Here is a 26755-nt window from a genome sequence, read left to right as displayed (position 1 = left end):
AAAACAATATGTTAGACGTCAAAACGGGAATCTACTTGACGGTAAATCCTTGTTCCTTGGCATATTTGACAAGAACATCCTGCCACGCGGCGATGCCCTTCGTCAGTGGAATCTTCTTACGATAGGCATCACCCACAGAGTCGCCGAAAGTTTTGCGGGAATAGATTTCGAAAGGCAGGAAGGTCCACTTTGAAGTGACATCTTTGGCTGCTTGTTCGAAGACGCGATTATATTCCTGGCCGCCGAAATACTGCATTGGCTTGCCGTCAGAACCATTCAGGTTGGTCGCCGACAGGAACTTTTCGCTTTGCAGAATCTTCTTGGTGGCTGGGAATGAACCGCCGTCGACACGGGTTTGGATGGCTTTGCTGTCGGTTGCGGCATACTTGATGAATTGCCATGCTGCATCTTGTTTTTCCTTGGGGCAGGTCTTCAGCAGTGCCAGTGAAGATCCACCCCATTCGGAGTTGGACTCTCCGGAATATCCCCACTTTGGCATTGTGGCAACGCGCCATTTGCCAGAAGCCTGAGGTGCTCCCTGGGCGAACTTCAAAGCCATCCATGCGCCATTCGGCAATGAGGCGATTGAACCATCGCCAAGAGCGCGGTTCCATTCGTCGGTCCACATGGTGCTGTTCGTATCGATGAGATCTTCGTCGATGAGTTTCTGCCAGAGCTTGATGAAGCGCTGTGAACCGGTGTCATCAGTCAAGTCGATTGACACTTTGTCTCCATTGACTTTATAGGGATGGCCGCCGGCTTGCCAGACCATGCTGTTGTAAAAAGCTCCGTCGCCTGAATCGGCGGTGATATAGGATCCTGTGGCACGTATCTTTTTCGCGTCCTGATAGAATTCGTCCCAGGTTTTCGGTGGCTCCGGAATGCCGGCCTTGTCGAAGACCTCTTTATTGTAGAACAATGCCATAGGGCCGGAATCTATCGGCATACCGTAGATTTGATTATTGAAATTGACTGAATTCCAAGTGCCTGGCGTGAACAGGTCTTTGTATTTGTCGGCACCTTTGCCCTTGAGGTCGACGAAAGCGTTCATGTGCGAATATTGTGGAAGCACCATGTATTCCGCAAGTGTGATGTCGGGTGCGCCTTTACCTGCCTGGATGGCATTGTTCAGAGCCACATATTGTTTCACCGCATCGGAAGCCGGGTTGACGTACTTGACATGAATTTTTTTCTGAGAGGTGTTGAATTGCTTGGTCATCGCTTCTACGGTCTGGTCCCATGACCATAAAGTCAGTTCCGTCACCCCGTTTGATGATGTGGAGTTGGACCCGCAGGCGCCCAGAGGCACGATGCAAGCAGTAGCTACAGCGAATGAAAGCATTTGTTTGGTGATTCTTTTCATTGCTGTCCCCTTTCTTTAAATCTCATCGTTGAGAAGGCAGAAAAATGAACGTTCACTTTTTAAGGAGCTGCCTTTCATGTCTGATTATGAACGTTCATCTTGAAGATGTCAAATCAACTTTTGGAATTGGTCACCTTCAGGCAGTATGGTTAAAGACGATTCAATGTATGACTCACGGCTGTTAGGGGAAATCATGGCTCTTAGAAAAGGCAAGCGTCCGGCGTCCATAGTCGATGTTGCCAAAATCGCCGGTGTCTCTCACCAAACAGTCTCGAGAGTCCTCAATAATCCTTCCTCCGTACGCGAAACGACTTTGCAATCTGTTCGTGATGCGATTCGTATCACCGGCTACCAGCGTAATGAGAACGCAAGAATGCTTCGTAGCTCGAAACCCGACACCATAGGCATTCTGGTTCCTTCTTCCAGTAAGACAGGTCCGATCCAAGTCCTGTGGTCGCTTGAAAGGGCCGCTTCGATCAACAATTATTCCATCAAAGTCGCGATGCAGGAAAACAGCATGAAGGAATCCAGCGTAAGGGCAATCAACAAGTTGCTCAGTTTCGACGTTGCCGCCATTATCGTCGTGGCTGAACAAAGCTGGCAGGAACCGATGGTGCGTACGATCTCGGATTTGCCCATTATCAGTGCGGGTGGTTCTTTCACCAATCTTCCGGATGTGTCGTACGTTGACATGGATCAGCGTCAGGGGGTTTCTTTGCTGATGTCGCATCTTGTCGATCAAGGCTGCAGGAGCATAGATTTTGTCAATGGCCCTGAAGGATGGTATTCGACGGTCAAGCGTTTTGAGGGATGGTCGACATTCCGCCATGATGGCCAGGCTGTGGCAGGCCACCTGTATCAAGGAGATTGGAGTGCTCAATCCGGGTACCAGGCCGGTATCTCAATTGCGCGTAATCTTCCCGATGGCGTTATCGCAGCCAACGATGAAATGGCTTACGGTGTGATTCGTGCTTTTCGAGATCGGGGGATTCGCGTGCCTGATGATGTTAAGGTCTGCGGCTATGACGATCTTCCTGTGGATTCATTCGTCACACCCAGTCTCACTTCAATTCAGCAAGGGTTTGACGAGATGGCTGCCTTGTCGCTGGACGTCGCTATCAAGAAAATCAAGGATCCCGACATGGACCCCGTTCGTCGCGGCATCGCTCCCAAGCTCTGTATCCGCGAATCCTCGACGTCGCTTGGACATCGATAATTACGTGAAGTGAACGTGCTCAAAAAAATGTGATATACTTGGTTTAAATTTTTAGACAGGTTTTTAAACGTTAAAAAAGTGAACGTTCACCATCAAGGGAGAGGGACAATGTCGAGTAAAAAAATCCTGTTCGGTGCGGCGTATTATCCGGAGTATCAGCGTTCCTCGCATTTGGATGAAGACATAAGGCTTATGCGTGGGGCGGATGTCAACATTATCCGCGTTGGGGAGGGCAGCTGGTCGCATTGGGAGCCGGAAGACGGTGTTTTTGATCTCGATTGGCTTGAACCGACTCTTGACAAAGCGTACGAGAACGGGATATCGGCCATTATCGGTATGCCCACTTTTGCCATCCCGCAGTGGATGGCCCGTAAGCATCCCGAAATCGCTTTGCGGAATCCGGACGGCTCGCCGATGCCCTATGGCTGGAGGGAAGAACATAACTATTCTCAGTCCTCGTATGTCTTTTATGAGCACCGTATCATTGAACAGATAGTTCGGCGTTATGCTTCGCATCCGGCAGTCATTGGTTGGCAGCTGCATAACGAGCCGGGATTGCGCATCGATTACTCGGTTTCGAGTTTTGAGGGATTCAAAGATTATCTGCGTCATAAGTATCGGAGCGTGGAAAATCTCAATGAGCAGTGGGGATTGGTGTTCTGGTCGCATGAGTTGAGCACCTGGGACGATTTGTGGAAGCCCGCCGGCAATTGTCAACCGCAATATGACATTGAATGGCGCCGGTATCAGGCTCTGCTTACCGATGAGATGCTGGGCAGGCAGCGTGCAATCGTCGAACGCTATCGTCGTCCCGATCAAGTCATCACCGTCAATGCTGCTTTGGGGCGTGATACCTTCGACGAAGGCCTTTCGGCGCAAAGGCTTGATGTAGCCGGAAGTGATATTTACTATCAGATGCAGAATTCCATGAGTCTCAAGGATCCGGAACCGATTGATATTGATTGGGTGCCTGCCGGTGCGTGGCAGACTGCTTTGCTTTCGGATCGTACGTATGCGATGAAACAGGAGCCTTTTTACGTGATGGAGACTGATGGCGGGGCCATCGGCGGCTCGGCCGATAAATTCCCGTCGTTTCCCGGCCAGCAGCGTTTGGGCGCTTGGCAGATGGTAGCCAGAGGTTCCCGGATGATTGAGTACTGGCATTGGCGGCAGACCCACTTCGGTACCGAAATGTATTGGGGGGCCATCCTTCCCCATGACGGCAAACCGGGAAGGGTATATAAAGAGACCGCGGCGTTGGGGCATGAGCTCAGGGCGGCATCCGCCGATCTCGAGGGGCTGGTTCCTGACGCCGATGTGGCCATGCTTTATTCCGTGAATTCCAGGTGGGCGCTGTCATATGAACCACCCATTGCCAACGATTATTCCCAGGCTGCTCATCGTACGCGAAATCCAAAGGTGTACGACGAAATCAGTGAGGCCTTTTATAAGGGAGTATTCCTGACGGGCCATCAGGCACGTATCGTCTTTGACAAACAGCTCACGGGGGAATTGTCGACGCCTCAAGATTTTGCCACTGGCCCCGACGCATTCGCAAAACGCTATCCCGTTCTTATTGCTGTAGCCCAATATGTGTCCGACGACGCTTTGTTGCAATGGCTTCGCCAATATGTTTTGGCCGGCGGTCACCTCATCCTTGGCCCTCGTTCAACGTATGCCGACGATTTGGCGCGTGCAAGGGAGGAGACGATGCCGGCCATGCTCGGCGATCTGGCCAAGACGAGTTATCAGGAATTTTCAGCATTGCCTCACGATCTTAAGGTGAAAGCCGAGAACGGGGCTCCGATACGGCAGGGTTCGTGTGCCACCAAGTGGCTGGATTATCTGTGCAGTGCGGGATCGACGGTTCTGGCTCGAGTCAGACAATCCGCTGCACTGGATGTGCCTGTGGTTACTACTGCGGCTGCGGGAGCGGGTAGGGTCACCATGGTGGGGACGGTGCCTAATGCGGACCTTGCCGCTTCCATCCTTGATTTTGCCTTGCCGGCTTCTCCATGGCTGCCCGAGCATGATTTCGTAACCCATAATTCTGCGGTCAATGCCAAGGGGGAGCGACTTCACTGGCTTTTCAACTTCAGTGATATGCAAGTTCATGAGCAGCTTGCCGTTCCTTGTACTGCGTTGGACGGACAGCGGGTTGTCGTCGACTCTTTGCGCGGCATCACGCTGAGGCCTTGGGATGTCGCTGTTTTCAAGGAGGTGGCTATCTGAACTCGAATTTTAGAAGATGATGCCCTTTCGGGAACAGTTGAAGGACATTAAAAAGCAATAAAAGCTATCATGGAAAGTGAATACGATGAAGTATTTGAAGAAAATATCCGCTGTTGTTTTGGCCGCCGCGACTTCGATCTCACTGGCGGCTTGTGGCAATGGTTCCAAACAAGCCCAAGATGAGAGTGACAATGGGGTTGTCACGATTAACGTTTGGACTTGGGAGCCTACAATCACAAATGTCAAGAAGAAATTCGAGAAGAAAAACCCGAAAATCAAGGTGAAGATTACGAATGCGGGAACCGGTGTCGAACAATACAAGGCGCTCAACAACTCAATTTCGGCAGGGAAAGGTGCTCCTGATGTTGCTCAGGTCGAATATTATGCGATTAACCAATATGTCATGGGCAAGTCGCTGAAGAATCTTTCTGATCTGGGTGCAGGCAAGTATTCGCACTTCTATACGCCTGGCCCGTGGAAATCGGTGAATATCAACGGTGGCGTCTACGGTTTGCCGATTGATTCAGGGCCTGTCGCTTTGTTCTATAACAAGGCGGTTTTCGATCGTGCGGGCGTCACGCAGGTTCCGCAAACCATGGATGAGTATTATGAGGCAGCCAAAAAGATCCATGCTCTTGGGCCGGACTATTTCATCACTGCCGACGCTGCCGACCCGGCCATTGCTGAAATGATGCTGTGGTCTGCCGGCGGGCACCCGTTTAAAACGAAGGGGAACCATGTCAGCATCGATTTGTTGAATGATTCCGGATATAAGAAGTATAAGGCCATCTGGCAGAAAATGATTCAGGAAGGTCTGATCGATACCAAAAGCGTGGTGTGGTCGGACGATTGGGCCCATGCTTTGAATGATGGGAAGCTTGCGTCGTTGACGCGAGGCGCATGGATGGTCTCCATGCTTGATGATTATGCGGCCAAACAGGCCGGCAATTGGAGAGTCGCAAAGAATCCTGCTTTTACAGCCGGGGTGAAGTCGAATGCCGAGGATGGTGGGTCGACGTTGGCGATCCTTGCCAGCTCGAAAAAGACCAAAGCCGCATGGAAATTCATTGATTTTGCGTCCCACAACGCTGAGGGCATAAAAACCCGTATAGATCTGGGTCAGTTCCCCTCGGATAGGGCAACTCTCAATTCCCAAGCGTTCAAGGAACGGACGGATCCCTATTTCGGCGATCAAAAATTCAACGAGGTTCTTTCTCAATCCGCAGCCGAGGTCAACACCAAATGGCAGTTCCTGCCTTATGATGTCTACGCTCGTTCCATTTACGGAGATACTGCCGGCCAGACAGTCACTGGCAAGGTCTCGTTCGATCAGGGCTTCAAAGGCTGGCAAAAGCAGCTCATCGACTATGGCAAACAGCAAGGGTACGAGATGGACTGATTTGATGATGGGCTATGGCGTTCCCTGCTAGCAAGATGACACGCTTGAAAAGAAAAATAGATCTCTTGCTGGCGGGAATGCTATAATGGTAACGTAACCATTTTTGGTTGGCGAGCGGTAAGGCTTGCCGCCGAACCTTCTTCGAAGGAGAAGATGCAAAATGAGTGCAGTAGAGGTTTCTGCCGGGCAAAGTCGAGACGCCGACTCGGTGCCGGTGAATGGTCATCGTGTGGATTGGCGTGGCTGGAAGTTTTTGTGGCCGTTTGTGGTGGTGTTTTTGTTCGTGTTCATCGTGCCGATCGTGTATGCGGTGTATCTGTCGTTCTTCCAGACGAGGATGATCGGGGGGACGGTGTTCGTGGGGTTCGCGAACTATCTGCGTCTGTTCCGTGACGGGCAGTTCTGGGGTTCGGTGTGGCGGGTGACGCTGTTCACCCTGGTGCAGGTGCCGATCATGCTGGCCTTGTCGGCTCTGCTGGCCCTGGCGCTGGATTCGATGCGGTTGCACGGCACGAGGTTCTTCCGTATCTCGACGTTCCTGCCGTATGCGGTGCCGGCGGTGGTCTCCACCCTGATCTGGGGGTTCATGTATGGCGCGAAGTACGGTCTGGTGGGTTCGCTGAACGGCTGGCTGGGCACGCATCTGGACGTGTTGCAGCCGTCGGTGCTGCTGGCGTCGATCGGCAACATCGTGACGTGGGAGTTCACGGGTTACAACATGCTGATCTTCTATTCGTCGTTGTCGACGATCCCGCATTCTTTGTATGAGGCGGCGTCGATCGACGGGGCCTCGGAGTGGCAGATCGTGCGGCGGATCAAGATGCCGGAGTTGAAGGGGAGCCTGGCGATCACGGTGATCTTCAGCATCATCGGCAGCTTCCAGCTGTTCAACGAGCCTTCGATCATGCAGAACATGGTGCCGGGCAACGCGATCACGACGTATTACACGCCGAACATGTACGCGTACAACCTGAGCTTCACGGGCGGGCAGTCGAACTATGCGGCGGCTTTGGCGATCGTGATGGCGATCATCACCATGGCGGTGGCGTACGCGGTGCAGCTCAACAGCATGAAGGAGCAGATGAGATGAGCGGGGTTACTGGCTTGCAGACCGAATCGGGTGTCGGCCGTCTGTCGGCCTCGGAGCTGAGGGCGCAGGAGCGTGCCGCCAGGAGGGCGGAGCGGGTGCGCCGGCGCCGGGTGGCGCGTGACGAGGCGGCCGAGCGGAAGAGGAGCGCGCGCAGCGGGTTCAGCAATCCGGACAATCCGCGTCGCAGCTGGCCGCTGACGGTCGTGGTGGCGGTGTTCGCGGTGTACTGCCTGTTCCCGTTCGTCTATTTGCTGGTCAACGCCACGAAGACGCAGGCCGACTTCACCTCGACGTTCGGCCTCGGTTTCGGCCATACGTTCGCGTTGTGGGACAACCTGCGGGAGGTGTTCGCCTACCAGGACGGGATCTTCGGCCGGTGGCTTTTGAACACGCTGCTCTACGTGGTGGTCGGCGCCGGCGGGGCGACCCTGCTGGCGATCATGGGCGGCTACGCGCTGGCGAAGTTCCGGTTCCCGGGTCGCAAGGCCGTGTTCGCGGTCGTGATCGGCGCGATCAGCGTGCCGGGCATCGCGCTGGCCGTCCCGCAGTTCCTCCTCTTCGCCAAGCTGGGGCTGACGAACACGCCATGGGCGATGATCCTGCCCAGCCTGATCAGCCCGTTCGGTCTCTATCTGATGTGGATCTTCTCGGAACAGGCCGTGCCGACCGAGCTGATGGAGGCGGCGCGCGTGGACGGGGCGGGCGAGATGCGCACGTTCTTCACCATCGCCCTGCCGCTGCTGGCGCCGGGCATCGTCACGACGGCCCTGTTCACGATCGTGGCGACGTGGAACAACTACTTCCTGCCGCTGATCATGCTCAAGGACGCCGACTGGTACCCGCTCACCATCGGTCTGAACCAGTGGAAGGACCAGGCCTCCACCGCGGGCGGGCAGGCCATCCAGAACCTGGTCATCACCGGGAGCCTGGTCACCATCGTCCCGCTCGTGATCGCGTTCCTGCTCCTGCAGAAGTACTGGCAGTCCGGCCTCGCCGCAGGCGCCGTCAAAGAATAGCGTCCGATGAGACAACATAAGGGATACACAGCATGAGTGCACGGAGAACGTATCGTTGGCCACAACCGCTTGACGGGCAAAGGCAAAGGCTCTGGTACGGCGGCGACTATAACCCCGAGCAGTGGCCTGAGGAGATCTGGGACGACGATATCCGGCTGATGAACAAGGCCAGGGTCAATCTGGTCTCGCTTGGCATCTTTTCCTGGGCCAAGATCGAGACCAGCGACGGGGTCTATGACTTCGGCTGGCTCGACCGCATCGTCGACAAGCTCGGGCGTGCCGGCATTGCGGTGGATATGGCCTCCGCCACGGCCTCGCCGCCGATGTGGCTGACGCAGGCGCATCCCGAGGTGCTCTGGCGTGATGAGCGCGGGAACATCTGTTGGCCGGGCGCCCGCCAGCATTGGCGAGCGACCTCACCGATCTTCCGGAAATACGCCCTGAGGCTTTGCCGCAAGATGGCCGAGCATTATAAGGACAATCCCTACGTGGTCTCCTGGCATGTCGGCAACGAATATGGTTGCCACAACCGCTTTGATTACTCCGATGATGCCATGCGCGCTTTCCAGGAATGGTGCAAGGCGCGCTATGGCACCATCGAGGCGGTCAACGACGCCTGGGGCACCACGTTCTGGGCGCAGAGGATGAATGATTTCAGCGAGATCATCCCGCCGCGTTATATCGGCGAGGGCAACTTCATGAACCCCGGGAAACTGCTTGATTTCAAGCGGTTCAGTTCCGACGCCCTGAAGGATTTCTTCATGGCGGAACGGGATGCCTTGGCGCAGATCACGCCCGGCAAGCCGCTGACCACGAATTTCATGGTGAGCGCCGTCGGTTCGAATCTTGACTATGACGACTGGAGCGACGAAGTCGATTTCGTCTCCAACGACCATTACTTCACCCCGGGCGAAGCGCATCTGGACGAGTTGGCCTATTCGGCTTCGCTGGTCGATGGCCTGTCGCGAAAGCGTCCGTGGTTCCTGATGGAGAATTCGACGGCCGCCGTCAACTGGCGTTCGATCAACTATCGCAAGGAACCCGGGCAGACCGTGCGAGACGCACTGGCACATGTGGCCATGGGCGCCGATGCCATCTGCTATTTCCAGTGGCGGCAGTCACGTGCCGGAGCTGAGAAATTCCACAGCGCCATGGTGCCGCACGCCGGCGAGAACAGCCAGATATTCCGTGATGTCTGCGAACTCGGCGAGGATCTGCAGCGGCTTTCGGACGCCGGTCTCGAGGGGACCGAGCTGAAGAAATCCTCTGTTGCCGTCGTCTTCGATTACCAGAGCGAATGGGCCACGGAACACAGCGCGAATCCGACGCAGAACGTTCGCCATCTCACCGAGCCCCTGGACTGGTTCCGTGCGTTCGCCGATTTGGGCATCACCGCTGATATGGTGCCGATGAGAGGCGATTGGGACAGCTATGAAGCCGCGGTGCTTCCGTGCGTGTATCTGCTGAGCCAGACCGATTCGCAACGTGTCCGTGATTACGTGTCGAATGGCGGAAAGCTTTTCGTCACCTACTATACGGGGATTTCGGACGAACGCGACCATATCTGGCTGGGCGGCTATCCCGGTTCGATTCAGGATGTCGTGGGGGTGCGAAGTGAGGAGTTCACGCCGATGGGCGATGATTTCCCCGGCGCCCTCGACCATCTGGACCTGAGCAATGGGGCAGTGGCCCACGATCTGGCCGATTGGATCACCTCGACCGCTCCCGATGCGAAAGTATTGGAGACCTATCAGGCGGATCCGCGCACCGGCATGAATGGCGTGCCGGCTATTGTGGTCAATCCATTCGGTTCGGGCCAGTGTGTCTATATCGGCGGCAAATTGGGTCGCGATGGTCTGCGGATTTCCCTGCCGAAAGTGCTTGATGATATGGGTATCAGGCATTCTTCCGCTGCGGATGTCGGTCAAGTCCTTCGCGTAGAGCGAAGCGGCGAAGATGGCCAGCATGATTTCGTATTCTATTTCAACCGTGGCAGTGGTGACGTAACGGTCAGGTTTGACGGAGAAGTCGTGGTATCTTCGCTGGCGCAATATGCCGAGACGGGGGATACGGCCTGTATTTCGCCGAATGGTTTGATCATAGTGAAAGGATGACGAAAAATCTACAAATAAAACAACGTTCTTGCGGGCTTTGACAGGGGCTGGTCATCTATCAGGCTTTGTAGAGGAAGCTCATGGGAAGAAAAAGAAAAACGCTCGTATATAGCTTTGCAAACTGCATATGTGTGAAGTATAATTAAAAATGTTATCGCAATCATTTGAACAATCGATTGTCGAATATCCGGTTTCGGCCTTTATCGGTTTGAAGGGATATCGAGATGAGTGAAGATTGGTTACGTTAAACAGGATTTCCATTTGCCTAACGCATTTGGGGAAGGAGAAAGAACGATGAAGTTCACTAAGCAAGTGATCGCAATGGTCGGAGCGGCTGCCATGTTGGTACCGCTGGCCGCGTGCGGCGGTTCCGGCAATTCCTCTGCAGATTCTTCGAAGGGGGGTAAGACCTCGATTCTGGTGTGGTCTTGGGATTCCACACTGCCTCGCACCGTCAAAGGGTTCGAGAAAGCCAATCCCGATATCACCGTCAAGGTGACCAACGCGGGAACGAACAAGAAGGAATACACCGCGCTCAACAACGCCATGTCTGCGGGCAAGGGCGCTCCTGACGCCGCGCAGATCGAATATTACGCATTGCCTGAATACGTCATTCGTGGCAATGTGACCAACCTTTCGGATATGGGTGCCTCGGGCTACAAGAGCTTCTACACTCCGGGCACGTGGAATTCGGTCAACGTCAACGGCGGCGTCTATGCACTGCCGATGGATTCGGGCCCCATGGCCTTCTTCTACAACAAGGAGGTCTTCGACAAGGCCGGCGTCACCGAGGTCCCGACGACCTGGGACGAGTTCTACGAGGCCGCCAAGAAGATTCGCGCCACCGGAAACTACATCACCTCCGATTCCGGCGATGCGGGCTTCTTTGATTCGATGACCTGGCAAGCAGGCGCGACGCCGTTTGAGACCAGCAAGGACGGCAAGACCGTCACCATCAATCTGGCCGGCAACGACAAGGTCAAGAAGTGGACTGATTTCGAGCAGAAGCTCATCGATGAAGACCTGATCGACACCAAGACCGCCGGCTGGTCCGACGATTGGAACAAGGGCTTGGGCGATGGCTCCATCGCCTCGTTGCTCACCGGCGCATGGATGCCCTACAACCTGCTTTCCGGCGCTCCTCAGGCTTCCGGCAAGTGGCGCGTGGCGCAGATGCCGACCTGGGAGAAGGGCGGTACCGAGAACTCCGAAAACGGCGGTTCCTCGCTCGCTCTGATCAAGACCAAGGACAGCGCCAAGGCCAAGGCCGCTTACAAGTTCATGGAATATGCCTGCCACAACAAGGAAGGCATCAAGACCCGCGTCGATGGCGGCGCTTTCCCGGCCGACAACGATACGCTTTCCTCCAGCGACTTCCTGAACATGACCTCGATGACCGACGACAAGGGCAAGCCCAACGAGTACTTCGGTGGACAGAAGTTCAACGAGGAGCTCGCCAAGGCCGCCAAGAACGTGATTCCCGGCTACAAGTTCCTGCCGTTCGAGGTCTATGCCCGTGGCGTGTTCGCCGATGACGCCGGCGGTGCCTTCACCGACAAGAAGATCACCCTCAACAAGGGTATCGAAGCCTGGCAGAAGAACATGGTCAACTATGCCAAGCAGCAGGGCTACACCGTCAAGGAGAAGTAACTGCCGCCGATGATCGGCCAAAACGATAGATGATGTTCCGCGGACCCGAATGATTGTTCAGTTGGGTCCGCGGAACATTTTTTATGTCGAGCTTCCGACGGTTCCCAAGGTGACGGTAGACTTGTCGTTGAATGAACGACGGATTGACGACAGGGGCACAATGAGCAGGGTTCGGCGGCATCTGAGGCTGCTTGCGGCGATGTGCGCTTCGCTGATGCTTGCGGCGACGGCAGCCTGCGGGACTCAGGACAACCGCACCGTGATCACGGTCTGGTCGTGGGAACCGAGCATGCAGTCCGAGGCCAGGGATTTCGAAAAAGCCAACCCCGATATCCGTGTCGACATCAAGTCCACGAGTGGTTACGACAACCTCAATTCCGCCATCCAGGACGGCTACAATATGCCGGACGTGGTGCAGCTCGAGTATTTCGCCCTGCCGCAGTACGCCGTGAGCGGCCAGCTGCGTGACATCACCGAGGCGACCCAAGGTTACGGCGACAATTACACGCCCGGCACATGGTCGAGCGTTCACGTCAACGGACAGGTTTACGGGGTGCCGATGGATTCGGGGCCGATGGCGTTCTTCTACAATGACGACGTTTTCCGCCAGGCCGGTGTCGACGCCTCGCAGATCCACACATGGAACGACTATTACGAGGCGGCCAAAAAGCTCAAGGCGATAGGCGTCTATATCGCCGCCGATTCCGGTGACGCAAGCTTTTACAATGCGATGATCTGGCTTAACGGCGGACGGCCGTTTCACACCACCGGCGACGGCAAAACCGTCACCGTGAATCTCGCCGACGACAAAGGCACCCAGGATTTCACGACGTTCTGGCAGAAGATGATCGACGAAGGGCTTGTCGACACCCAGCTCAACACGTGGTCGGAAGGCTGGAAGAACGCACTGGCGACGGGCAGCGTCGCCTCCGTGTTCACCGGGGCGTGGATGCCTTCGCTGCTGCTCTCCGACGTGCCGGGCAGCGCGGGGCTCTGGCGTGTCGGGCAAATGCCGACGGCCGATGGCTCGCGTGCCAATTCGGAGAATGGCGGTTCGGCTCTCGCGGTGCTGCATCTGACCCGTAAGCCCGAGGCGGCGATGCGCTTCATCCGTTACGTCTGCCTCGACCGTTCCGGCATCGCTAAACGTGTCGACGGCGGAGCATTTCCCGCGGACAAAGCGACATTGAACAGCCGCGCGTTTCTGACGAAGACCACGGTTCGGGACTCGCGTGGCATCGACATACCGTATTTTGGCGGACAGCAGTTCAACCGTGTGCTTTCGCGCGCCGCCGAGAACGTGTCGGTCGGCTATCAGTATCTTCCCTTCGAAGTCTACGCGCGAGGCGATTTCAAGGGGACGGTCGGTCAGTCCTATAAGTGGGCGAACGCCGCACGTTCGGTGCAGAAGGTACAGGACCGGATCGACGCCGGGCAGACCAATCCTGACGGCAGTCCGCTGACCTTGCCGCAGGATCCCGGTCCCAAGATCACCCTGATGCAGGGAATCGGGCTATGGCAGAAGGACATCAAGGAATACGGCACGAATCAGGGCTTCAGCCTGCAATAAGGATGCGTGCTATGCACCTTATCTATACATCTTATTCGTCTCATCCGTGCTAGGCGTTGAGATGATAGATGACGGACATGCCTTTGAAGATGAGGCCGGGGTCGTAGACGTCGATGGCTTCGGTGTCGTCTTTGAACACCGAGCCGAGGCCACCGGTGGCGACCACCTTGAAATCCTCGTCTATTTCGCGGTGGAACTGGCTGATCGTGCGTTCGATGCCGCCGAGGAAATTGTAATATAGGCCTGCCTGCATCGCTGTTTTGGTGCCTTTGGCAAGAATCGAGGCCGGCCGTGTGATCTCGACTTCGGGCAGCTGGGCCGTACCGGATACCAAGGAGCTGATGGAGGTCTGCAGTCCCGGGCTGATCAGCCCCGCCGTGATCGCCTTGTTGCCGTCCACATAATTGAAGGTGGTAGCCGTGCCGAAATCAGCTACCAGCACCGGGCCGCCGTATATCGCGTATGCGCCGACGCAATCCGCCAGGCAGTCCGAACCCAAAGATTTCGGGTCGTCCATGCGGATGGACAGTCCTGATTTGACGCCGGGGCCGACGATGATCGGATCGATATCGAGGAACTTGACGATCGAGGAACGGAAGGAATGCATGATTTGAGGAACGACGGAAGCGATGATGACATCCTCGACGTCATCCGCGGCATATCCGCCTGAATCAAGGAATTGAAGCAGCAGCAAGCCGTATTCGTCGCTGGTCCTGAACGTTTTGGTGGTGATGTGCCAGGTATTGGTGATGGTGACGGCAGGGGAGTTGTCGTCTACAACGCCGATTTCGATGTTCGTGTTGCCGATGTCAATCGCGAGTAGCATTTTCGTCCGTTTCCCTTGGAGTTTACCGGCGTATGTTGCGGCGCTTGGTTCGTGCGCCGTATCGCCTTTCGTCTTGGGTTCCATCATACGCTGCCGGCGGCGTAAATCTATCGGTATTCGTATGATGTTCAATTGCAGTCGACCTGTGAAGGCGGCTAGCGAATTCAATGATTTCTATCAAAGAGGAATGTATGCCTACCAATCCAGGTGCGTACGGCGAAAACGACGCAACCGACAAGAACGTAACAGGCAACGACACCAACAGGACGGCGGCGAACGCTCTGGATGGTTCGGTTCATGCTGTTGGCGACAGCGTGAATGTTGCAGGCGGTTCTGCTCACGCTGGGGGCTCCGGCGTGAACGCAGAAGCGTGCGATAACTCGAGTGTCAAGGTCAATGCGAACAACGCGGCCAGCACCGATGAGACGCTCAACGCACATGTCAAGGGGGCCGCTGGTGGCATCGGAGGAAATAGCAGCGGCGGAAACGGCAGGGGAAAAGGCTGGATCTGGGCGATTGTCGCGGCGGTCATCGTGGTGGCATTGATCGTCGCCTTTGCGGTGATCAGGAATCGGAAAGCTGACACCGGAGTGGCAGAGATGCACAAAGCCGAAACCGTCACTATCGGGCTGAAGCTTGCGCCCACGAACCTCGACATCCGCAACCAGTCCGGCTCCGCGCTCGATCAGGTGCTGGTCGGCAACGTCTACGAAGGGCTCGTCGCGCGCGATTCGAAGAACAAGGTCATCCCCGGACTGGCCAAAAGCTGGGAGAAGAACGCTGACGGCACCAGTTATATCTTCCACTTGAACAAGGGCATGGCCTTTTCCAACGGCGACAAGCTTGACGCCGATGACGTGGCGTGGTCCATCAACGAACTGGTCGCCAAGCACTATCACGATTCCGAATCGCTGATGAACTTCAAATCCGTGACCGCCGTGGACGCCGATACCGTCAGGCTCGACCTGAGTGCGCCCAACGCCGAGCTGTTGTGGGAGCTGGCCTGCCGGCCGGGACTCGTGTTCGATCGCGACGCCCACTATGACATGAAGACGCAGGCCGTGGGCTCCGGGCCGTATACCGTCGCCAAGTTCGTGCCGAACGATTCCATCACGCTTAAAGCCAATCCGAACTACTGGGGCAGCCACAAGGCCAAGACCCCGAGCGTCGTGCTGCGCTATCTCAACGATGACAACGCGGCCGTCAACGCGCTGAATAGCGGGGATGTCGATGTGCTGGCGCCTGTGACCGAAAATCTCGCCGAGCCGTTCGAAAAGGACGCTGCGCATTATTCCGTGGCCGCGGGCGACGACACCGACAAGTACGTGCTCGCCATGAATTCCAAAGGCGAGAAGACCTCGGACGTGCGCGTGCGTCAGGCCATCCGCTACGCCATCGATCACCAGCAGCTCATCGCCTCGCGCGGCGGGGCCGATAAGCCGCTGGGCGGGCCGATTCCTTCGCTCGACCCGGGCTATGAGGACCTGACCGGCCTCTACCCGCACAACGTCGGGAAGGCCAAGGCGCTGATGAAACAAGCCGGCTACTCGCCTGACCATCCGCTGACGCTGCGGCTGACCTACGCCAACACCTACGGCACCGAGCTCGGTGACCAGCTGCGCAGCCAGTTGAAACCCATCGGCATCGATCTGAAGGTCAACGTGGTCGAGTTCTCGACCTGGCTGCAGGACGTGCTGAAGAACAAGGACTACGACCTTTCCCTGGTCGACCACAACGAAAGCCACGATTTCGCGCAGTGGGTCAACGACGCGTACTACTACAACTACAGCAACCAGAAGGTCAAGGACTACTACAACCAGGCGATGGCGGCTTCCAGCGATTCCCAGCGTGATGCGTTGCTGGCTCGTGCCGCACGGGTCGTGAGCGTCGACGCGCCGGCGGATTGGCTGTTCAACTACCGCATCACCACCGCGATGAAAAAGGGCGTGCACGGTTTCCCGCTCAACCTGAACCAGACGCTGCTGCCGCTCTATGGGGTGACGTACACGCCGGAGGGCAAGTAGCGGGCTGTATAGGGTGTGCGACAAGTGGTTCATGATTCACGATGAGAATGGGACGAAAATTAGGGCATAGAGAGCGGAATCGTGATTTTCTCTGCAAAATGAGTGTTCATCTAGCGATAATCACAGAATATGCCGCAAAAATGTGATTATCGCTGTATCTGCGATGTATATGCAGAGTTAATCACGGAATGTGACTTGTAAACGTGATTATCGCTGTATAGGAAAGATATGTGCAAAGTTAATCACAGGATCCGAGAAAAGATTGCAGATGTTTGTTTCGAAATGTGATCCGGGAAGGAACAGGTGAGTAGATGCGATTCGTCATTCGGCGTTTCCTGCTGTTTGTGGCGGCGCTGCTCGCCATTTCGGTGGTGATCTTCGCGGCGCTGCGCATTCTGCCGGGCGATGTGGCCAGCGTGATGGCAGGTCTCAACGCGCCGCCGGAGCGTGTGGCGCAGCTGCGCTCGCAGATGGGACTCGACCGGCCGCTGACGGTGCAGTATTTCAGCTGGATGGGCGGTTTGCTGCGCGGCGACTTCGGCACGTCACTGCTCACCGGCCGTTCGATCAGTTCGATGGTCGCCATGCGCGCCGCCGTCACCTTCCCGTTGATCGTGCTGGGGCTCATCGTGGCGCTCGCCATCGGTCTGACGCTTGGGGTGGTGGCCACGCTGGCCACGCGACCGGCGTTGCGTTCGGTCTTTCATTTCGTCGCTATCGTCGGCGGTGCCATTCCGGCGTTGTGGGGCGGTCTGCTGCTGATTCTGCTCTTCGGGCGCGGCACCGGATTGCTGGGTATCTTGCCGTCGCAAGGATTTCCGGAGACGGGTTGGGGCAGTTTCGGAACGGCACTGGTCTCGCTGGTGCTGCCGGCGTTGACGGTCGGCATCATCGACGGCGCAAGCCTGATGCGCTATACGCGTTCGGCGCTGGGCGACGTGATGCAAAGCGGGTATATCGACCAGGCGATGGCCTGCGGCTATACGCGACGTCAGGCCGCGCTCAAAGTCGGGCTGCGACTGGCGACGCCGCAGCTGGTGAGTGTGGTCGGGCTGATGTTCGCCGGCATGATCACCGGCGTCATGGTCATCGAGAACCTCTTCGCGCTGCCCGGCATCGGTGCTGGCTTGGTCACCGACCTCGGCAACCGCGACCTGATCGCGGTGCAGAGCGAGCTTTTCATGCTGGCCGCGTTCTTCCTCTTCGTCGGCTTCCTGGTCGACCTGCTGCATCGTCTGCTCGACCCGCGCTTGAAGCACGCCACGCAGAGAGGTGCGCAATGACAGGAAACGACGAATACGACGCGCACGATACGAATCGAATCAGCGAGGAACCGATGGATACGCAACAAGACCGTACTGATTCCGGCGAAACAATGGCGATCCGGTATTCGCAGAACGTATCGACCGATTCGGAAACGCACCATTCCAGCAAAGCCGGTATTGTATTGCGTTCTATGTGGCGACGCGGCGAAGGCAGGTTCGCGCTGGTCGTGTTGGCGTTGTGGGTGGCGGTTTCGCTGGTCTCTCTGATCTGGACCCCGCAATCGCTGTGGGCGACGGACGGCTACCACGTCTGGGCCAAGCCGTCCTCGGCGCACTGGCTCGGCACCGACGGCACCGGGGCAGACGTGTTCAGCTGGCTGATGGCCGGGGCTCGCACAAACTTGTTCATCGCTGTCCTCGCGGTGGTTGTTGCTGGAGCGCTCGGCACCGTGCTGCTCGGAGCGATGGTCTCACGCAGCACGGCGCTCTCGAACGTCTCGGTGGTTGCGGTGGATGCGCTGATTTCCATTCCGACCGTGTTAATCGCCCTGATTCTCGCGGTTCCGATGGGGGCTTCGGTGGCGGTTATCGTCATTGCCTGCGGCATCGGTTATGGTCTCAATCTGGCACGTATAGCACGGCCGCAGGCGTTGCTGGCGGCCAATTCCGACTATGTAGGTTCCGCGCTTTCGTATGGTGCATCGGGATTATCGGTGATGCTGCACCATATCCTGCCCAATGCGATGCCGACCATCATGGTCCAGCTTTCGCTCTCCGCCGGCACTGCGGTGCTCGCTGAAAGCGGGCTGACCTACCTCGGCGTCGGTGTGCCGAGCGGTGTGCCGAGCTGGGGCCATTCGCTGGCCACCTCGGTCAAGTTCATCAACGTCTATCCGCTGACCGTGCTTTGGCCGGGCCTCATCGTCACGCTCGTGGTGGTGGCGCTCAACGTCTTCGGCGACGTGCTGCGCGACGCCCTCGATCCCGTTGCGAATCCGGAATTGCGGAGGTCCTGAAATGGCGGTTTCCCAAACAGAGGTAACGGCATCGTCTCGCTTTGTTGCTGGCATATCTGCAGATTGCGGCAGGAACGGTGCCGAATTTCCCGACGGAAAGGCGAACCATGAGCGTTGAAGTCAGGAACCTTGGCGTTGCCATCGGCGGCAAACCGATTGTGCGCGGTGTCGATCTCGATATCGGCGACAGCGAGCGGGTGGGCCTGATCGGCTCCTCCGGTTCCGGAAAATCGATGATTTCCAAGGCGATGCTCGGTCTGTTGCCGGCGAATGCAACCGCGAAAGGTTCCGTTACGCTCGACGGCACGCAGGTTGTCGGGTCGCCTGAAACCGTACTCGCCGATTTGCGCGGGCGCTATGTCGGCGTGGTATTCCAGAATCCTGCGACGTCCCTGAATCCGGTCCTGACCGTCGGCAAACAGATCGAGCTGCCGCTGAAACTCCATTACGATCTGGACAAGGTCGATCGGCAGGAACGCGTGGCCGCGATGCTCGGCAAGGTCGGGCTCGATGAGGCGACAGCGAGGAAATATCCCAGCGAACTTTCCGGCGGCCAACAGCAGCGCGTCGGCATCGCCACGGCGCTGATCACCTCGCCGCGTCTGATCATCGCAGACGAACCCACGACGGCGCTCGATTCCATCACCCAGCGTCAGATCGTCGACCTGCTGGTAACGCTCGTCGACAAGGCCGGGGCCTCGATGCTCTTCATCACCCACGATTTCTCGGTGCTCGCCCGCGCCACCACGCGTTGCTATGTGCTCGACGGAGGTCGAATCATCGAATCGGGGAAGACCGCCGAACTGTTGGAAAATCCACAAGCCGGGCAGACGAAGAAACTGGTCGGCGCGGCACGAGAGCTGACATTGCAGCGAAAGCAGGATCGCGATGACTGAACGGGAGATATTGCTGAGCGGCCACGCCATAAGCCGTACTTTCGGAAAAGGTAAAGACCAGCAGACCGCATTGGATCGTGTTGACGTCGAGGTCGAACCGGGGGAGTGCCTTGCGTTGATCGGAGGTTCCGGTTCGGGCAAGTCTACGCTGACGCGGATTCTTTTGGGGCTCGACAAGCCGACCTCGGGAACGGTGAGCTTTGAAGGCAAGCCGGTCGAAGGCCGAAAATCCGCGGGATACCAAGCTTTGCGACGTGAGTCAAGTCTGATATTCCAAAGTCCGTTCTCCTCGCTCGACCCGCGTTGGACGGTGGCGAAGTCGGTGGCCGAGCCGCTGAAAATACAACGCAAGATACGGACGGACAGTGCGAACAACGTTAACAGTGCGAACAACGTTAACAGTGCGAACAACGTTAACAGTGCGAACAACGTTAACAACGATGGTGCGGATATCGATGTAAAAGTGCGCGAGTCCTTGACGCTGGTCGGTCTCGATCCCAACGAATTCCTGAATCGATACCCCGTCGACCTCTCAGGCGGGCAAGCTCAGCGCGTCGCCATCGCCCGTGCGCTGGTCACCGATCCCAAGCTCATCGTCGCCGACGAGCCGATGAGCGCCATCGATGTGGCGGCCCGTCTGCAGATTCTCGAGGCGTTTGCGGCCATCCGCAAGTCACGTCCGGAAACGGCCGTCGTCATGATCTCGCACGATCTGGGCGTGGTACAGCACATCGCCGACCGCATCGTCGTGTTGCACAACGGCAAGGTGGTGGAAAGCGGCGCCACCGATGACGTGCTCAACTGCCCGAAAGCCGACTACACCCGCGAACTGGTGACTGCCGCGTCGCTGTAGACGCCAAAATCGCAACCTACGATTAGAACAATGCGGTTGACGATTGATGCGACCAAAAGCATGTAAACGTGTGCTTTTGGTTGCATCGAAACTGTCAACGCGACCAAAAGCATGCAGATTCGTGCTTTCGGTCGCATCAACCGTTGTATGGGCCGCCGAACCGAGACGCCGGCTGTTGCACGCCTATTCGACCACGTTGAAGCGCTCGCCGTTGCAGAAGGCGAGGATGGAACGAGCCATCTGGCGCGAGAGGTCGCGGTAGGCGTCGTCGGCACGCCAGGCGACGTGCGGGGTGAGGACGGTGTGGGGCGTCGAGCGCAGCGGGTCATCTGCCGGCAGCGGTTCCTTGTCGTAGACGTCGATGGCGGCCTTGATGTCGCCGCGGTCGAGTCGGGCTGCCAGCGCGCCGGGTTCGATGACTTCGGCTCGGGCGGTGTTGATGAAGTAGCTGCCGGATTTCAGCTGGTCCAAGTCGTCGGCGGTGATGACCGCCCGCGTTTCATCGTTCAGGGGCAGATGGACGCTGACGATGTCCGAATGCGCCATGAGCTCGCCGATGCTTTCGATTCTGGTTGCACCCAACGAGCGCGCGGTGGCGGCGTTGACGTGCGAATTCCAGACCAGGGTGTGCATGCCGAAGCCGTAGGCGATGCGGGCGACCGTCTGGCCGATGCCGCCGAAACCGATGAGGCCGATGGTCTTGTCCTTCAGCGACGTGCCTTCCAGCCCGCTCCAGTTGCCTTCACGGATGCCGCGATCCATCGCGCCGACGGAGCGCGCGAGCTCGAAGATCAGCGCGAACGTATATTCCGCAACGGTTTCGTCGCCGTAGTGAACGGTGTTGCACACGCGAATACCCAGTTCCCGCGTACGTTTCAGGTCGATGAAATTGGCGACGCCGGTGCCTCCGAAGACGAAACAGCGCACGTGGCTGCCCAATCGCTCGAGCAGGTCGCCGGTGACGTGGAAGCCGATGACCACGACGATATCGGCGTCTTTGCAGCGTTCGAGGATGGTTTCTGGCTCGATGTTGAAATCGTGGTAGGTGCGTACGCGGGCGACGTTGCGCAGGATACGCATGCCGGTGGCGAGCGGCTGGGCCATGGCCGCGAACATCGAGGGGATGACGACCAGAGGCAGATCGGTACGTTCGGGTTGGGTTTCGCGGTAGTTCATATTAACAAGGATAATTCCGCCTCTGACCGATGGGAATGGACACTATCGATACCAAGATGATGCTGAAGGTTTGTTATCGTCGCGTGTTGCGTCCGTGCTCTTTGGCGTGTTTCATTCGTCGAAAGAGAATAGTTTTTCAACAGTGGTATCGAAGACGTGGGCGATGTCAAGTGCCAGCTTCAGCGATGGGTTATATGCGCCGGCTTCAAGCCGGATGATGGTCTCGCGCCGTACACCGACCAACACGGCAAGTTCTGATTGTGTCATGCCGGCGTTCTGCCGTACCTGTTTGAGTGTGGTATTAAGCCTTGGCATCGGCGGCCTTCAGGTCTCGGTGTTCGAGATAGAGATAACAGCCTAGCTGCAACGTCGCCATCAATGAGACAAGGAAAAGCAGAAGATAAACGTTGAAACGCAGCCAGTTGTTCAGCACAAACTGGTTGATCATGGCGATGCAGATGAGCACTAGGAACAGAATGAAAATGGATATGGTATTCGCCTGATTCTCATGGAGCAGCGCGCTCTCGTCTTTCAGTCTGTTTTCCGCGGAGTCGTGCAATCCCATGGTGAACATGCCGTTTGGGCCGCGTGAAATGAGTTTGTTGAGGGCGGCATCGATTCCTGTGGGAATGATGAACCCGAGCATACAAAGAAAGTGTTGCCAGATCCAAGTGTCGGGGAAGAACACCGCTGGAAGCGAGATGATGGTGGCCGTGAGCATGCAAACGAATTGTGCTCGGCGTATCTGGTTGAGCGACCAACTGTTGGGATTGCAACGATGTGACGGTATCGGCATCTTCGGTTCCTTTCTCGCGGTTATGGACTGTCCATGTCTGCAAAACATAGTGATGTATTTATCACTATGTTGCAAATATATCACATTAATAATTCAGCGTTGGTGGTGGTTCGCGGTTCGGTTATTGATTTCGACTACTGGTTCTTTGTCTATATAAAGTCAGATTGGTCTGTGGGAGGGATTTGTATATTGCGTATAGCTCATAACTTTTAGTGGATAAAATACAATAAAAGCAAGTGAAGATGATGTCTTCTTTATTAGTTTGACTTTTATAATGCTATACGTTAATATATTATATAGCAATGAGGATTGATTGTCTGATGCAAAGGGGATTGGCATGACGATGGTGCAGATGAACATTCGTATCGATGCCGACTTGAAAGACGAAGTCGACGAGATACTGAAGCGTATTGGCAAGACTCCGAGTTCCGTGATCCGCGAACTGTGGGACTTCATTCAAGATTCTGGAGAGATTCCCGATTTGAGCACGGCTGCTGAGAAAGAAGATCGGGAGCTCGAAAAACGCAAGAAACTTCAGAAGATCGACAATATGAGCGGAATAGTTCCGCGAACGTTGCAAGACATGGGGCTTATCGGACGTGGCGACGATCCGTTCAAGTTGATGTCCGCCAAAAAATTGCATGATTATGCGGATGAGCAACGATATGAGGATTATATTCGAGAGAGTGTGGCAGAAAGCGTGGCGGTATGATGAAGGAAACCAAACACAATATTGTATTTGATACCAATATTCTTCTCGATATCGTCATGCATCGTTCGTTGCGGGAGTCTGCAGCGTTGAAGCTCATGGACGCATGTGCCGATTTGAATTTGAATCCTATGTGTGTGTCATTGTCGCTCAAAGATGTCGATTACATTGTGAAAGTGAACACCAAACGGGAGTTCAAAGATGCCATGGCAGGTGTTGAGCAGGCCACCGTCCAGCAGCTTGTCTCCCAGATTGGTTGGTCGAGTGTCGAATCGATTCTGGAGGTGTGTGCGGTCGCTGCCGTCGACGGTGAGGTTTGCGAAAACGCGCTGAAATTGCGTTCTGTACATCCTGATTATGAAGACAATCTCATCATCGCCGCGTCGCGTCAGGCCGATGCCGACATGGTGGTGACCGGTGACCGGGATTTGATTAGGGATTTCCCCGATTTGTGCGTCAGCGTCGAGGATGCGCTGAAGCAGATCGATGGCGATGATTCTGAGAGCTGAACGGCGCGATTCGCGTTTGGTTGTGCAAACGGGGCATTCTTTGTAGGGTTGTTTGAGAATTCGAAAGTTTCGGATTCGTGTGACGACAGGAGTCGATATGGCAGGCAAGGCATTGATCATCGTGGATGTGCAGCCCACGTTCTGCGAAGGAGGGGAGCTCGGTGTCGAGGGCGGCACCGCGGTGGCCGAACGCATCGCGCAATATGTGAAGGCGCATGGCGATGATTACGCTTATATCGCCACTACGCAGGATTGGCATATCGAACCAGGCTCGCATTTCTCCGACCACCCCGATTTCGTGGATTCCTGGCCGAAACACGGCGTGGCGGGCACGCCGAACGCCGAGCTGATGCCGCAGATCGCCGCACTGGGCGTCGCTCATCATTTCAAGAAAGGCCAATACGCCTCGGCCTATTCGGGTTTCGAAGGTATCGAAGACAATACCGACCGAGTGCAGACCCGCGAGGAATTCGCCACGATTCAGAAGGACGGCAAGACGCTGGCACAGGGGCTGAAGGATGCAGGCGTCGAACACGTCGATGTGGTCGGGTTGGCCGAATCGCACTGCGTCAAGGAGACCGCGCTCGATGCGAAGAAACTGGGCTATAGCGTCACGGTGTTCGAGGACATGACCGAACCGGTGAGCGAGGATCAGGGCGTCAATGCACGTATGGAAATGAGGAAAGCCGGTGTCGAGCTCAAGAACGGACTGGACGGCTGAGCGTCGAAAGCCGGCGATGGTATGCGCCGATCTCTCGGCAAGTGACGGGATTGTCGGCTGATTGCCGCAACTAAAAGGATAATGACGAACAGAAGGATGATGGATTGGTTGATATGACCGAAGACGGCTATCCGGCTGAGGGCGATTGTTTTGCACCCACTGATGACGAAACACAGTGGCGAATGCAAGAGGCGGATCCGTCTGAAGAGGACGAGGCATGGGCCCTGCATCTTCAGGATATGCAAGGGGCTGCTGCGGGTATGTCTGCGGTGAAGCCAGCTGTGGATACCCCGAAATTCGACCAAGGCGATGCGCTCGCGGCGCTGAAGCGTTATTTCGGTTACGATTCGTTCCGTGAAGGGCAGGAAGATCTGGTCGATGCCGTCCTCGCCGGACACGACGTGCTGGGCGTCATGCCGACCGGTGCCGGCAAATCCATCTGCTACCAGGTGCCGGCCACGATGTTGCCGGGGCTGACCATCGTCATTTCGCCGCTGATTTCGTTGATGCGCGACCAGGTGGACGCGCTGAATGACGCGGGCATCAAGTCGGCGTTCATCAACACCACGCAAGGGGCCGACGAGCAGGGTATGGTGTTCGCGCAGGCCAGGCAAGGCGACGTGAAGATGCTGTATGTGGCGCCGGAACGTCTGGAGACGCAGCGTTTCCGCGACTTCGCCTCGCAGGTGAACATCTCTCTGATTACGGTCGACGAGGCGCACTGCGTGTCGCAATGGGGTCAGGATTTCCGCTCGTCCTACTTGGGCATCGGCGAGTTCATCGACTCGCTGCCGGTGCGGCCGACCGTGGCCGCGTTCACCGCGACAGCGACGCAAAAAGTGCGGCGTGATATCGTTCGTTTGTTGCGGCTGAAAGCGCCCAAGGTCACGGTCACAGGCTTCGACCGGCCGAACCTGTATTTCGATATCATCAATATGCCTACCAAACGCAAGAACCTGTGGATTGCCGATTATGCGTCCCAACATGCCGACGAGTCGGGCATCGTCTATTGCGCCACCCGCAAGGAGACCGAGACGCTCGCCGATGAGCTGAACCGACACGGCATCGGGGCCGTGGCCTATCACGGCGGCATGTCCGCCGAGGCGCGCGAGGCGGCGCAACGCGATTTTGTCACCGACAAGGTGCCGGTGGTCGTGGCCACCAACGCCTTCGGCATGGGCATCGACAAGTCGAATGTGCGCTATGTCATCCACCACAATATGCCCGAAAGCATCGAGGCCTATTACCAGGAGGCCGGCAGGGCCGGGCGTGACGGGGAACCGGGACGGTGCACACTGCTCTGGAACGAGTCGGATATCGTCACCCGACGCAGGCTGCTGGACATGGATTCCGACAACGAGCGTATGAGCGAGGAGGAACAGGCAATCGTCCGCCAGAACCATCGTCGACTCCTGAACGCGATGATCGGCTATTGCCGAACCACCGAGTGCCTGCATCGTTACATCGTCCGCTATTTCGCCGATCCGAACAACGTGAATGCCGCCGGCAATGTCAACGGAAACGACGAATCCGAATCGGGCACGAATGAGGCAGCCGATTCGGCGCCAAGCAAATGCGGCAACTGCGCGAATTGCGAAAGCACGTTCGAGACCATCGATGTCTCTGCTGTGGCCCGTTCCGTCAGCCGTTGCGTCCACGATCTCAACCAGAGCTTCGGTATGGGCAAGATCGTCTCGGTGCTGCGTGGCTCGAAGGCGCAGGATCTCATCAGCCGCCGCTTGGACCAGGTGCCGAGCTATGGGGCGCTGCACGATGTTCCGGACGCCCGGATTCGTGACGTCATCAACCAGATGGCGACCGATGGCTATCTGTTCATCTCCGAGGGCAGGCTGCCGATCATACGGTTCGGAGCGCGCGCCAGCGAGACCGTCAGTCCTGATTTCCACTATGAGATCAAGCGGATTCAACGCAAGAAACCGATGGTCGCCGCCTACGGCAAGGCGTTTGGTTCCTACGACGCCGATACCGCCAATGGCGCAGGGGCGTCTGGCTCGGTTTCCGGATCGTTCGGCGACTACGAGCCAAGCGAAGAGGACGAGGCGTTGTTCCAGAAATTCCGCGAGCTGCGGCGCACCATCGCCCAGGAGATCGGCAAACCTCCCTATATCGTCTTCTCCGACAAGACGCTACGTGACATGGCCCGCATCAAACCGGTCACCGACGCGCAGTTCCTCGCGGTCAATGGCGTGGGCGAAAACAAGCTGCATCTTTATGGCCCTCGTTTCATGGATGTGGTGCGTGCGCAGTAGCCGATGAACACCAATGGCCGCGGCTGGATATTGACCGATAACAT

General features: G+C 56.7%; 22 protein-coding genes. 17 read left to right on the top strand and 5 right to left on the bottom strand.

Going from position 1 to position 26755, the window contains the following annotated elements:
* Positions 1-31: 31 nt before the first annotated feature.
* Positions 32-1363: a sugar ABC transporter substrate-binding protein gene (locus OZX71_RS05900; RefSeq protein ID WP_277146483.1), complete on the bottom strand. Its 1332-nt coding sequence runs from the start codon at positions 1361-1363 to the stop codon at positions 32-34.
* A gap of 145 nt (positions 1364-1508) precedes the next feature.
* Between OZX71_RS05900 and OZX71_RS05895 the strand changes: the two genes are divergently transcribed.
* The 8 genes from OZX71_RS05895 (at position 1509) to OZX71_RS05860 (ending at position 13650) form a co-directional block, all read left to right on the top strand.
* Complete coding sequence (locus OZX71_RS05895; protein ID WP_277159677.1) at positions 1509-2579, top strand: LacI family DNA-binding transcriptional regulator; 1071 nt, start codon at positions 1509-1511, stop codon at positions 2577-2579.
* Between the two features lie 108 nt (positions 2580-2687).
* A complete protein-coding gene (locus OZX71_RS05890) occupies positions 2688-4811 on the top strand; it encodes a beta-galactosidase (RefSeq protein ID WP_277159676.1) in 2124 nt (707 codons plus the stop codon).
* An 85-nt stretch (positions 4812-4896) separates the two neighbouring features.
* Positions 4897-6210, top strand: coding sequence for an extracellular solute-binding protein (locus OZX71_RS05885; protein WP_277159675.1), 1314 nt, complete (start codon positions 4897-4899; stop codon positions 6208-6210).
* 160 nt (positions 6211-6370) lie between these two features.
* Complete coding sequence (locus OZX71_RS05880) at positions 6371-7300, top strand: sugar ABC transporter permease (RefSeq protein WP_277146487.1); 930 nt, start codon at positions 6371-6373, stop codon at positions 7298-7300.
* Positions 7297-8316, top strand: a complete 1020-nt coding sequence (locus OZX71_RS05875; RefSeq protein ID WP_277159674.1) for a carbohydrate ABC transporter permease — start codon at positions 7297-7299, stop codon at positions 8314-8316. Before OZX71_RS05880 ends, OZX71_RS05875 begins: the two co-directional genes overlap by 4 nt.
* A gap of 32 nt (positions 8317-8348) precedes the next feature.
* Positions 8349-10430: a beta-galactosidase gene (locus OZX71_RS05870; RefSeq protein WP_277159673.1), complete on the top strand. Its 2082-nt coding sequence runs from the start codon at positions 8349-8351 to the stop codon at positions 10428-10430.
* A gap of 294 nt (positions 10431-10724) precedes the next feature.
* Positions 10725-12080, top strand: a complete 1356-nt coding sequence (locus OZX71_RS05865) for an extracellular solute-binding protein (protein ID WP_277146489.1) — start codon at positions 10725-10727, stop codon at positions 12078-12080.
* 160 nt (positions 12081-12240) lie between these two features.
* Positions 12241-13650: a sugar ABC transporter substrate-binding protein gene (locus OZX71_RS05860; protein ID WP_277159671.1), complete on the top strand. Its 1410-nt coding sequence runs from the start codon at positions 12241-12243 to the stop codon at positions 13648-13650.
* Between the two features lie 49 nt (positions 13651-13699).
* Here OZX71_RS05860 and OZX71_RS05855 read toward each other — a convergent pair whose 3' ends face one another.
* Positions 13700-14476, bottom strand: coding sequence for a type III pantothenate kinase (locus OZX71_RS05855; RefSeq protein ID WP_277159669.1), 777 nt, complete (start codon positions 14474-14476; stop codon positions 13700-13702).
* A 191-nt stretch (positions 14477-14667) separates the two neighbouring features.
* On the opposite strand from OZX71_RS05855, the gene OZX71_RS05850 reads away from it, so the two are divergent.
* The 5 genes from OZX71_RS05850 to OZX71_RS05830 all read left to right on the top strand — a co-directional run bounded on the left by OZX71_RS05850 (position 14668) and on the right by OZX71_RS05830 (position 20530).
* Entirely contained in the window at positions 14668-16500 is a 1833-nt protein-coding gene (locus OZX71_RS05850) for an ABC transporter substrate-binding protein (protein ID WP_277159668.1), read from the top strand.
* A gap of 311 nt (positions 16501-16811) precedes the next feature.
* On the top strand, positions 16812-17783 hold the full coding sequence (locus tag OZX71_RS05845; RefSeq protein ID WP_277146493.1) for an ABC transporter permease: 972 nt from the start codon (positions 16812-16814) through the stop codon (positions 17781-17783).
* Between the two features lie 173 nt (positions 17784-17956).
* Positions 17957-18781: an ABC transporter permease gene (locus tag OZX71_RS05840; protein ID WP_277160670.1), complete on the top strand. Its 825-nt coding sequence runs from the start codon at positions 17957-17959 to the stop codon at positions 18779-18781.
* Positions 18782-18888: 107 nt separating this feature from the next.
* Complete coding sequence (locus tag OZX71_RS05835) at positions 18889-19677, top strand: ABC transporter ATP-binding protein (RefSeq protein WP_277159667.1); 789 nt, start codon at positions 18889-18891, stop codon at positions 19675-19677.
* Complete coding sequence (locus OZX71_RS05830; protein ID WP_277159666.1) at positions 19670-20530, top strand: dipeptide/oligopeptide/nickel ABC transporter ATP-binding protein; 861 nt, start codon at positions 19670-19672, stop codon at positions 20528-20530. The genes OZX71_RS05835 and OZX71_RS05830 overlap by 8 nt, the downstream gene beginning before the upstream one ends.
* A gap of 183 nt (positions 20531-20713) precedes the next feature.
* Here the strand turns inward: OZX71_RS05830 and OZX71_RS05825 are convergent, their stop codons facing one another.
* From OZX71_RS05825 to OZX71_RS05815, 3 genes are all read right to left on the bottom strand, one after another.
* A complete protein-coding gene (locus OZX71_RS05825; RefSeq protein ID WP_277159665.1) occupies positions 20714-21706 on the bottom strand; it encodes an NAD(P)-dependent oxidoreductase in 993 nt (330 codons plus the stop codon).
* A 111-nt stretch (positions 21707-21817) separates the two neighbouring features.
* Complete coding sequence (locus OZX71_RS05820) at positions 21818-22021, bottom strand: helix-turn-helix transcriptional regulator (RefSeq protein ID WP_277146497.1); 204 nt, start codon at positions 22019-22021, stop codon at positions 21818-21820.
* Positions 22008-22427 carry a hypothetical protein gene (locus tag OZX71_RS05815; RefSeq protein WP_277159664.1) on the bottom strand — a complete coding sequence of 140 codons (420 nt, stop codon included), beginning with the start codon at positions 22425-22427 and terminating at the stop codon, positions 22008-22010. The genes OZX71_RS05820 and OZX71_RS05815 overlap by 14 nt, the downstream gene beginning before the upstream one ends.
* Positions 22428-22839: 412 nt before the next feature.
* On the opposite strand from OZX71_RS05815, the gene OZX71_RS05810 reads away from it, so the two are divergent.
* The 4 genes from OZX71_RS05810 (at position 22840) to OZX71_RS05795 (ending at position 26711) form a co-directional block, all read left to right on the top strand.
* A complete protein-coding gene (locus OZX71_RS05810; protein WP_277159663.1) occupies positions 22840-23214 on the top strand; it encodes a type II toxin-antitoxin system RelB/DinJ family antitoxin in 375 nt (124 codons plus the stop codon).
* On the top strand, positions 23211-23720 hold the full coding sequence (locus OZX71_RS05805; protein ID WP_277159661.1) for a PIN domain-containing protein: 510 nt from the start codon (positions 23211-23213) through the stop codon (positions 23718-23720). Before OZX71_RS05810 ends, OZX71_RS05805 begins: the two co-directional genes overlap by 4 nt.
* A gap of 97 nt (positions 23721-23817) precedes the next feature.
* Complete coding sequence (locus tag OZX71_RS05800; protein WP_277159660.1) at positions 23818-24441, top strand: isochorismatase family protein; 624 nt, start codon at positions 23818-23820, stop codon at positions 24439-24441.
* Positions 24442-24701: 260 nt separating this feature from the next.
* Positions 24702-26711: a RecQ family ATP-dependent DNA helicase gene (locus tag OZX71_RS05795; protein ID WP_277160669.1), complete on the top strand. Its 2010-nt coding sequence runs from the start codon at positions 24702-24704 to the stop codon at positions 26709-26711.
* Positions 26712-26755 lie beyond the last annotated feature (44 nt).

The organism is Bifidobacterium sp. ESL0764 (assembly GCF_029395515.1).
Taxonomy (GTDB): Bacteria; Actinomycetota; Actinomycetes; order Actinomycetales; family Bifidobacteriaceae; genus Bifidobacterium.
Note: the sequence above shows the minus strand (reverse complement) of the source record. Positions and strands in the feature narration are given on the sequence as shown.

Bases quoted from the DNA above. Each gene is read 5' to 3' on its own strand.
- OZX71_RS05865 (WP_277146489.1), top strand. From the start codon at position 10,725: ATGAAGTTCACTAAGCAAGTGATCGCAATGGTCGGAGCGGCTGCCATG.
- OZX71_RS05890 (WP_277159676.1), top strand. From the start codon at position 2,688: ATGTCGAGTAAAAAAATCCTGTTCGGTGCGGCGTATTATCCGGAGTAT.
- OZX71_RS05875 (WP_277159674.1), top strand. From the start codon at position 7,297: ATGAGCGGGGTTACTGGCTTGCAGACCGAATCGGGTGTCGGCCGTCTG.
- OZX71_RS05820 (WP_277146497.1), bottom strand. From the start codon at position 22,021: ATGCCAAGGCTTAATACCACACTCAAACAGGTACGGCAGAACGCCGGC.
- OZX71_RS05825 (WP_277159665.1), bottom strand. From the start codon at position 21,706: ATGAACTACCGCGAAACCCAACCCGAACGTACCGATCTGCCTCTGGTC.
- OZX71_RS05855 (WP_277159669.1), bottom strand. From the start codon at position 14,476: ATGCTACTCGCGATTGACATCGGCAACACGAACATCGAAATCGGCGTT.
- OZX71_RS05885 (WP_277159675.1), top strand. From the start codon at position 4,897: ATGAAGTATTTGAAGAAAATATCCGCTGTTGTTTTGGCCGCCGCGACT.
- OZX71_RS05845 (WP_277146493.1), top strand. From the start codon at position 16,812: ATGCGATTCGTCATTCGGCGTTTCCTGCTGTTTGTGGCGGCGCTGCTC.
- OZX71_RS05800 (WP_277159660.1), top strand. From the start codon at position 23,818: ATGGCAGGCAAGGCATTGATCATCGTGGATGTGCAGCCCACGTTCTGC.
- OZX71_RS05850 (WP_277159668.1), top strand. From the start codon at position 14,668: ATGCCTACCAATCCAGGTGCGTACGGCGAAAACGACGCAACCGACAAG.
- OZX71_RS05810 (WP_277159663.1), top strand. From the start codon at position 22,840: ATGACGATGGTGCAGATGAACATTCGTATCGATGCCGACTTGAAAGAC.
- OZX71_RS05835 (WP_277159667.1), top strand. From the start codon at position 18,889: ATGAGCGTTGAAGTCAGGAACCTTGGCGTTGCCATCGGCGGCAAACCG.
- OZX71_RS05840 (WP_277160670.1), top strand. From the start codon at position 17,957: ATGTGGCGACGCGGCGAAGGCAGGTTCGCGCTGGTCGTGTTGGCGTTG.
- OZX71_RS05860 (WP_277159671.1), top strand. From the start codon at position 12,241: ATGAGCAGGGTTCGGCGGCATCTGAGGCTGCTTGCGGCGATGTGCGCT.
- OZX71_RS05895 (WP_277159677.1), top strand. From the start codon at position 1,509: ATGGTTAAAGACGATTCAATGTATGACTCACGGCTGTTAGGGGAAATC.
- OZX71_RS05795 (WP_277160669.1), top strand. From the start codon at position 24,702: ATGTCTGCGGTGAAGCCAGCTGTGGATACCCCGAAATTCGACCAAGGC.
- OZX71_RS05815 (WP_277159664.1), bottom strand. From the start codon at position 22,427: ATGCTCACGGCCACCATCATCTCGCTTCCAGCGGTGTTCTTCCCCGAC.
- OZX71_RS05870 (WP_277159673.1), top strand. From the start codon at position 8,349: ATGAGTGCACGGAGAACGTATCGTTGGCCACAACCGCTTGACGGGCAA.
- OZX71_RS05900 (WP_277146483.1), bottom strand. From the start codon at position 1,363: ATGAAAAGAATCACCAAACAAATGCTTTCATTCGCTGTAGCTACTGCT.
- OZX71_RS05805 (WP_277159661.1), top strand. From the start codon at position 23,211: ATGATGAAGGAAACCAAACACAATATTGTATTTGATACCAATATTCTT.
- OZX71_RS05830 (WP_277159666.1), top strand. From the start codon at position 19,670: ATGACTGAACGGGAGATATTGCTGAGCGGCCACGCCATAAGCCGTACT.
- OZX71_RS05880 (WP_277146487.1), top strand. From the start codon at position 6,371: ATGAGTGCAGTAGAGGTTTCTGCCGGGCAAAGTCGAGACGCCGACTCG.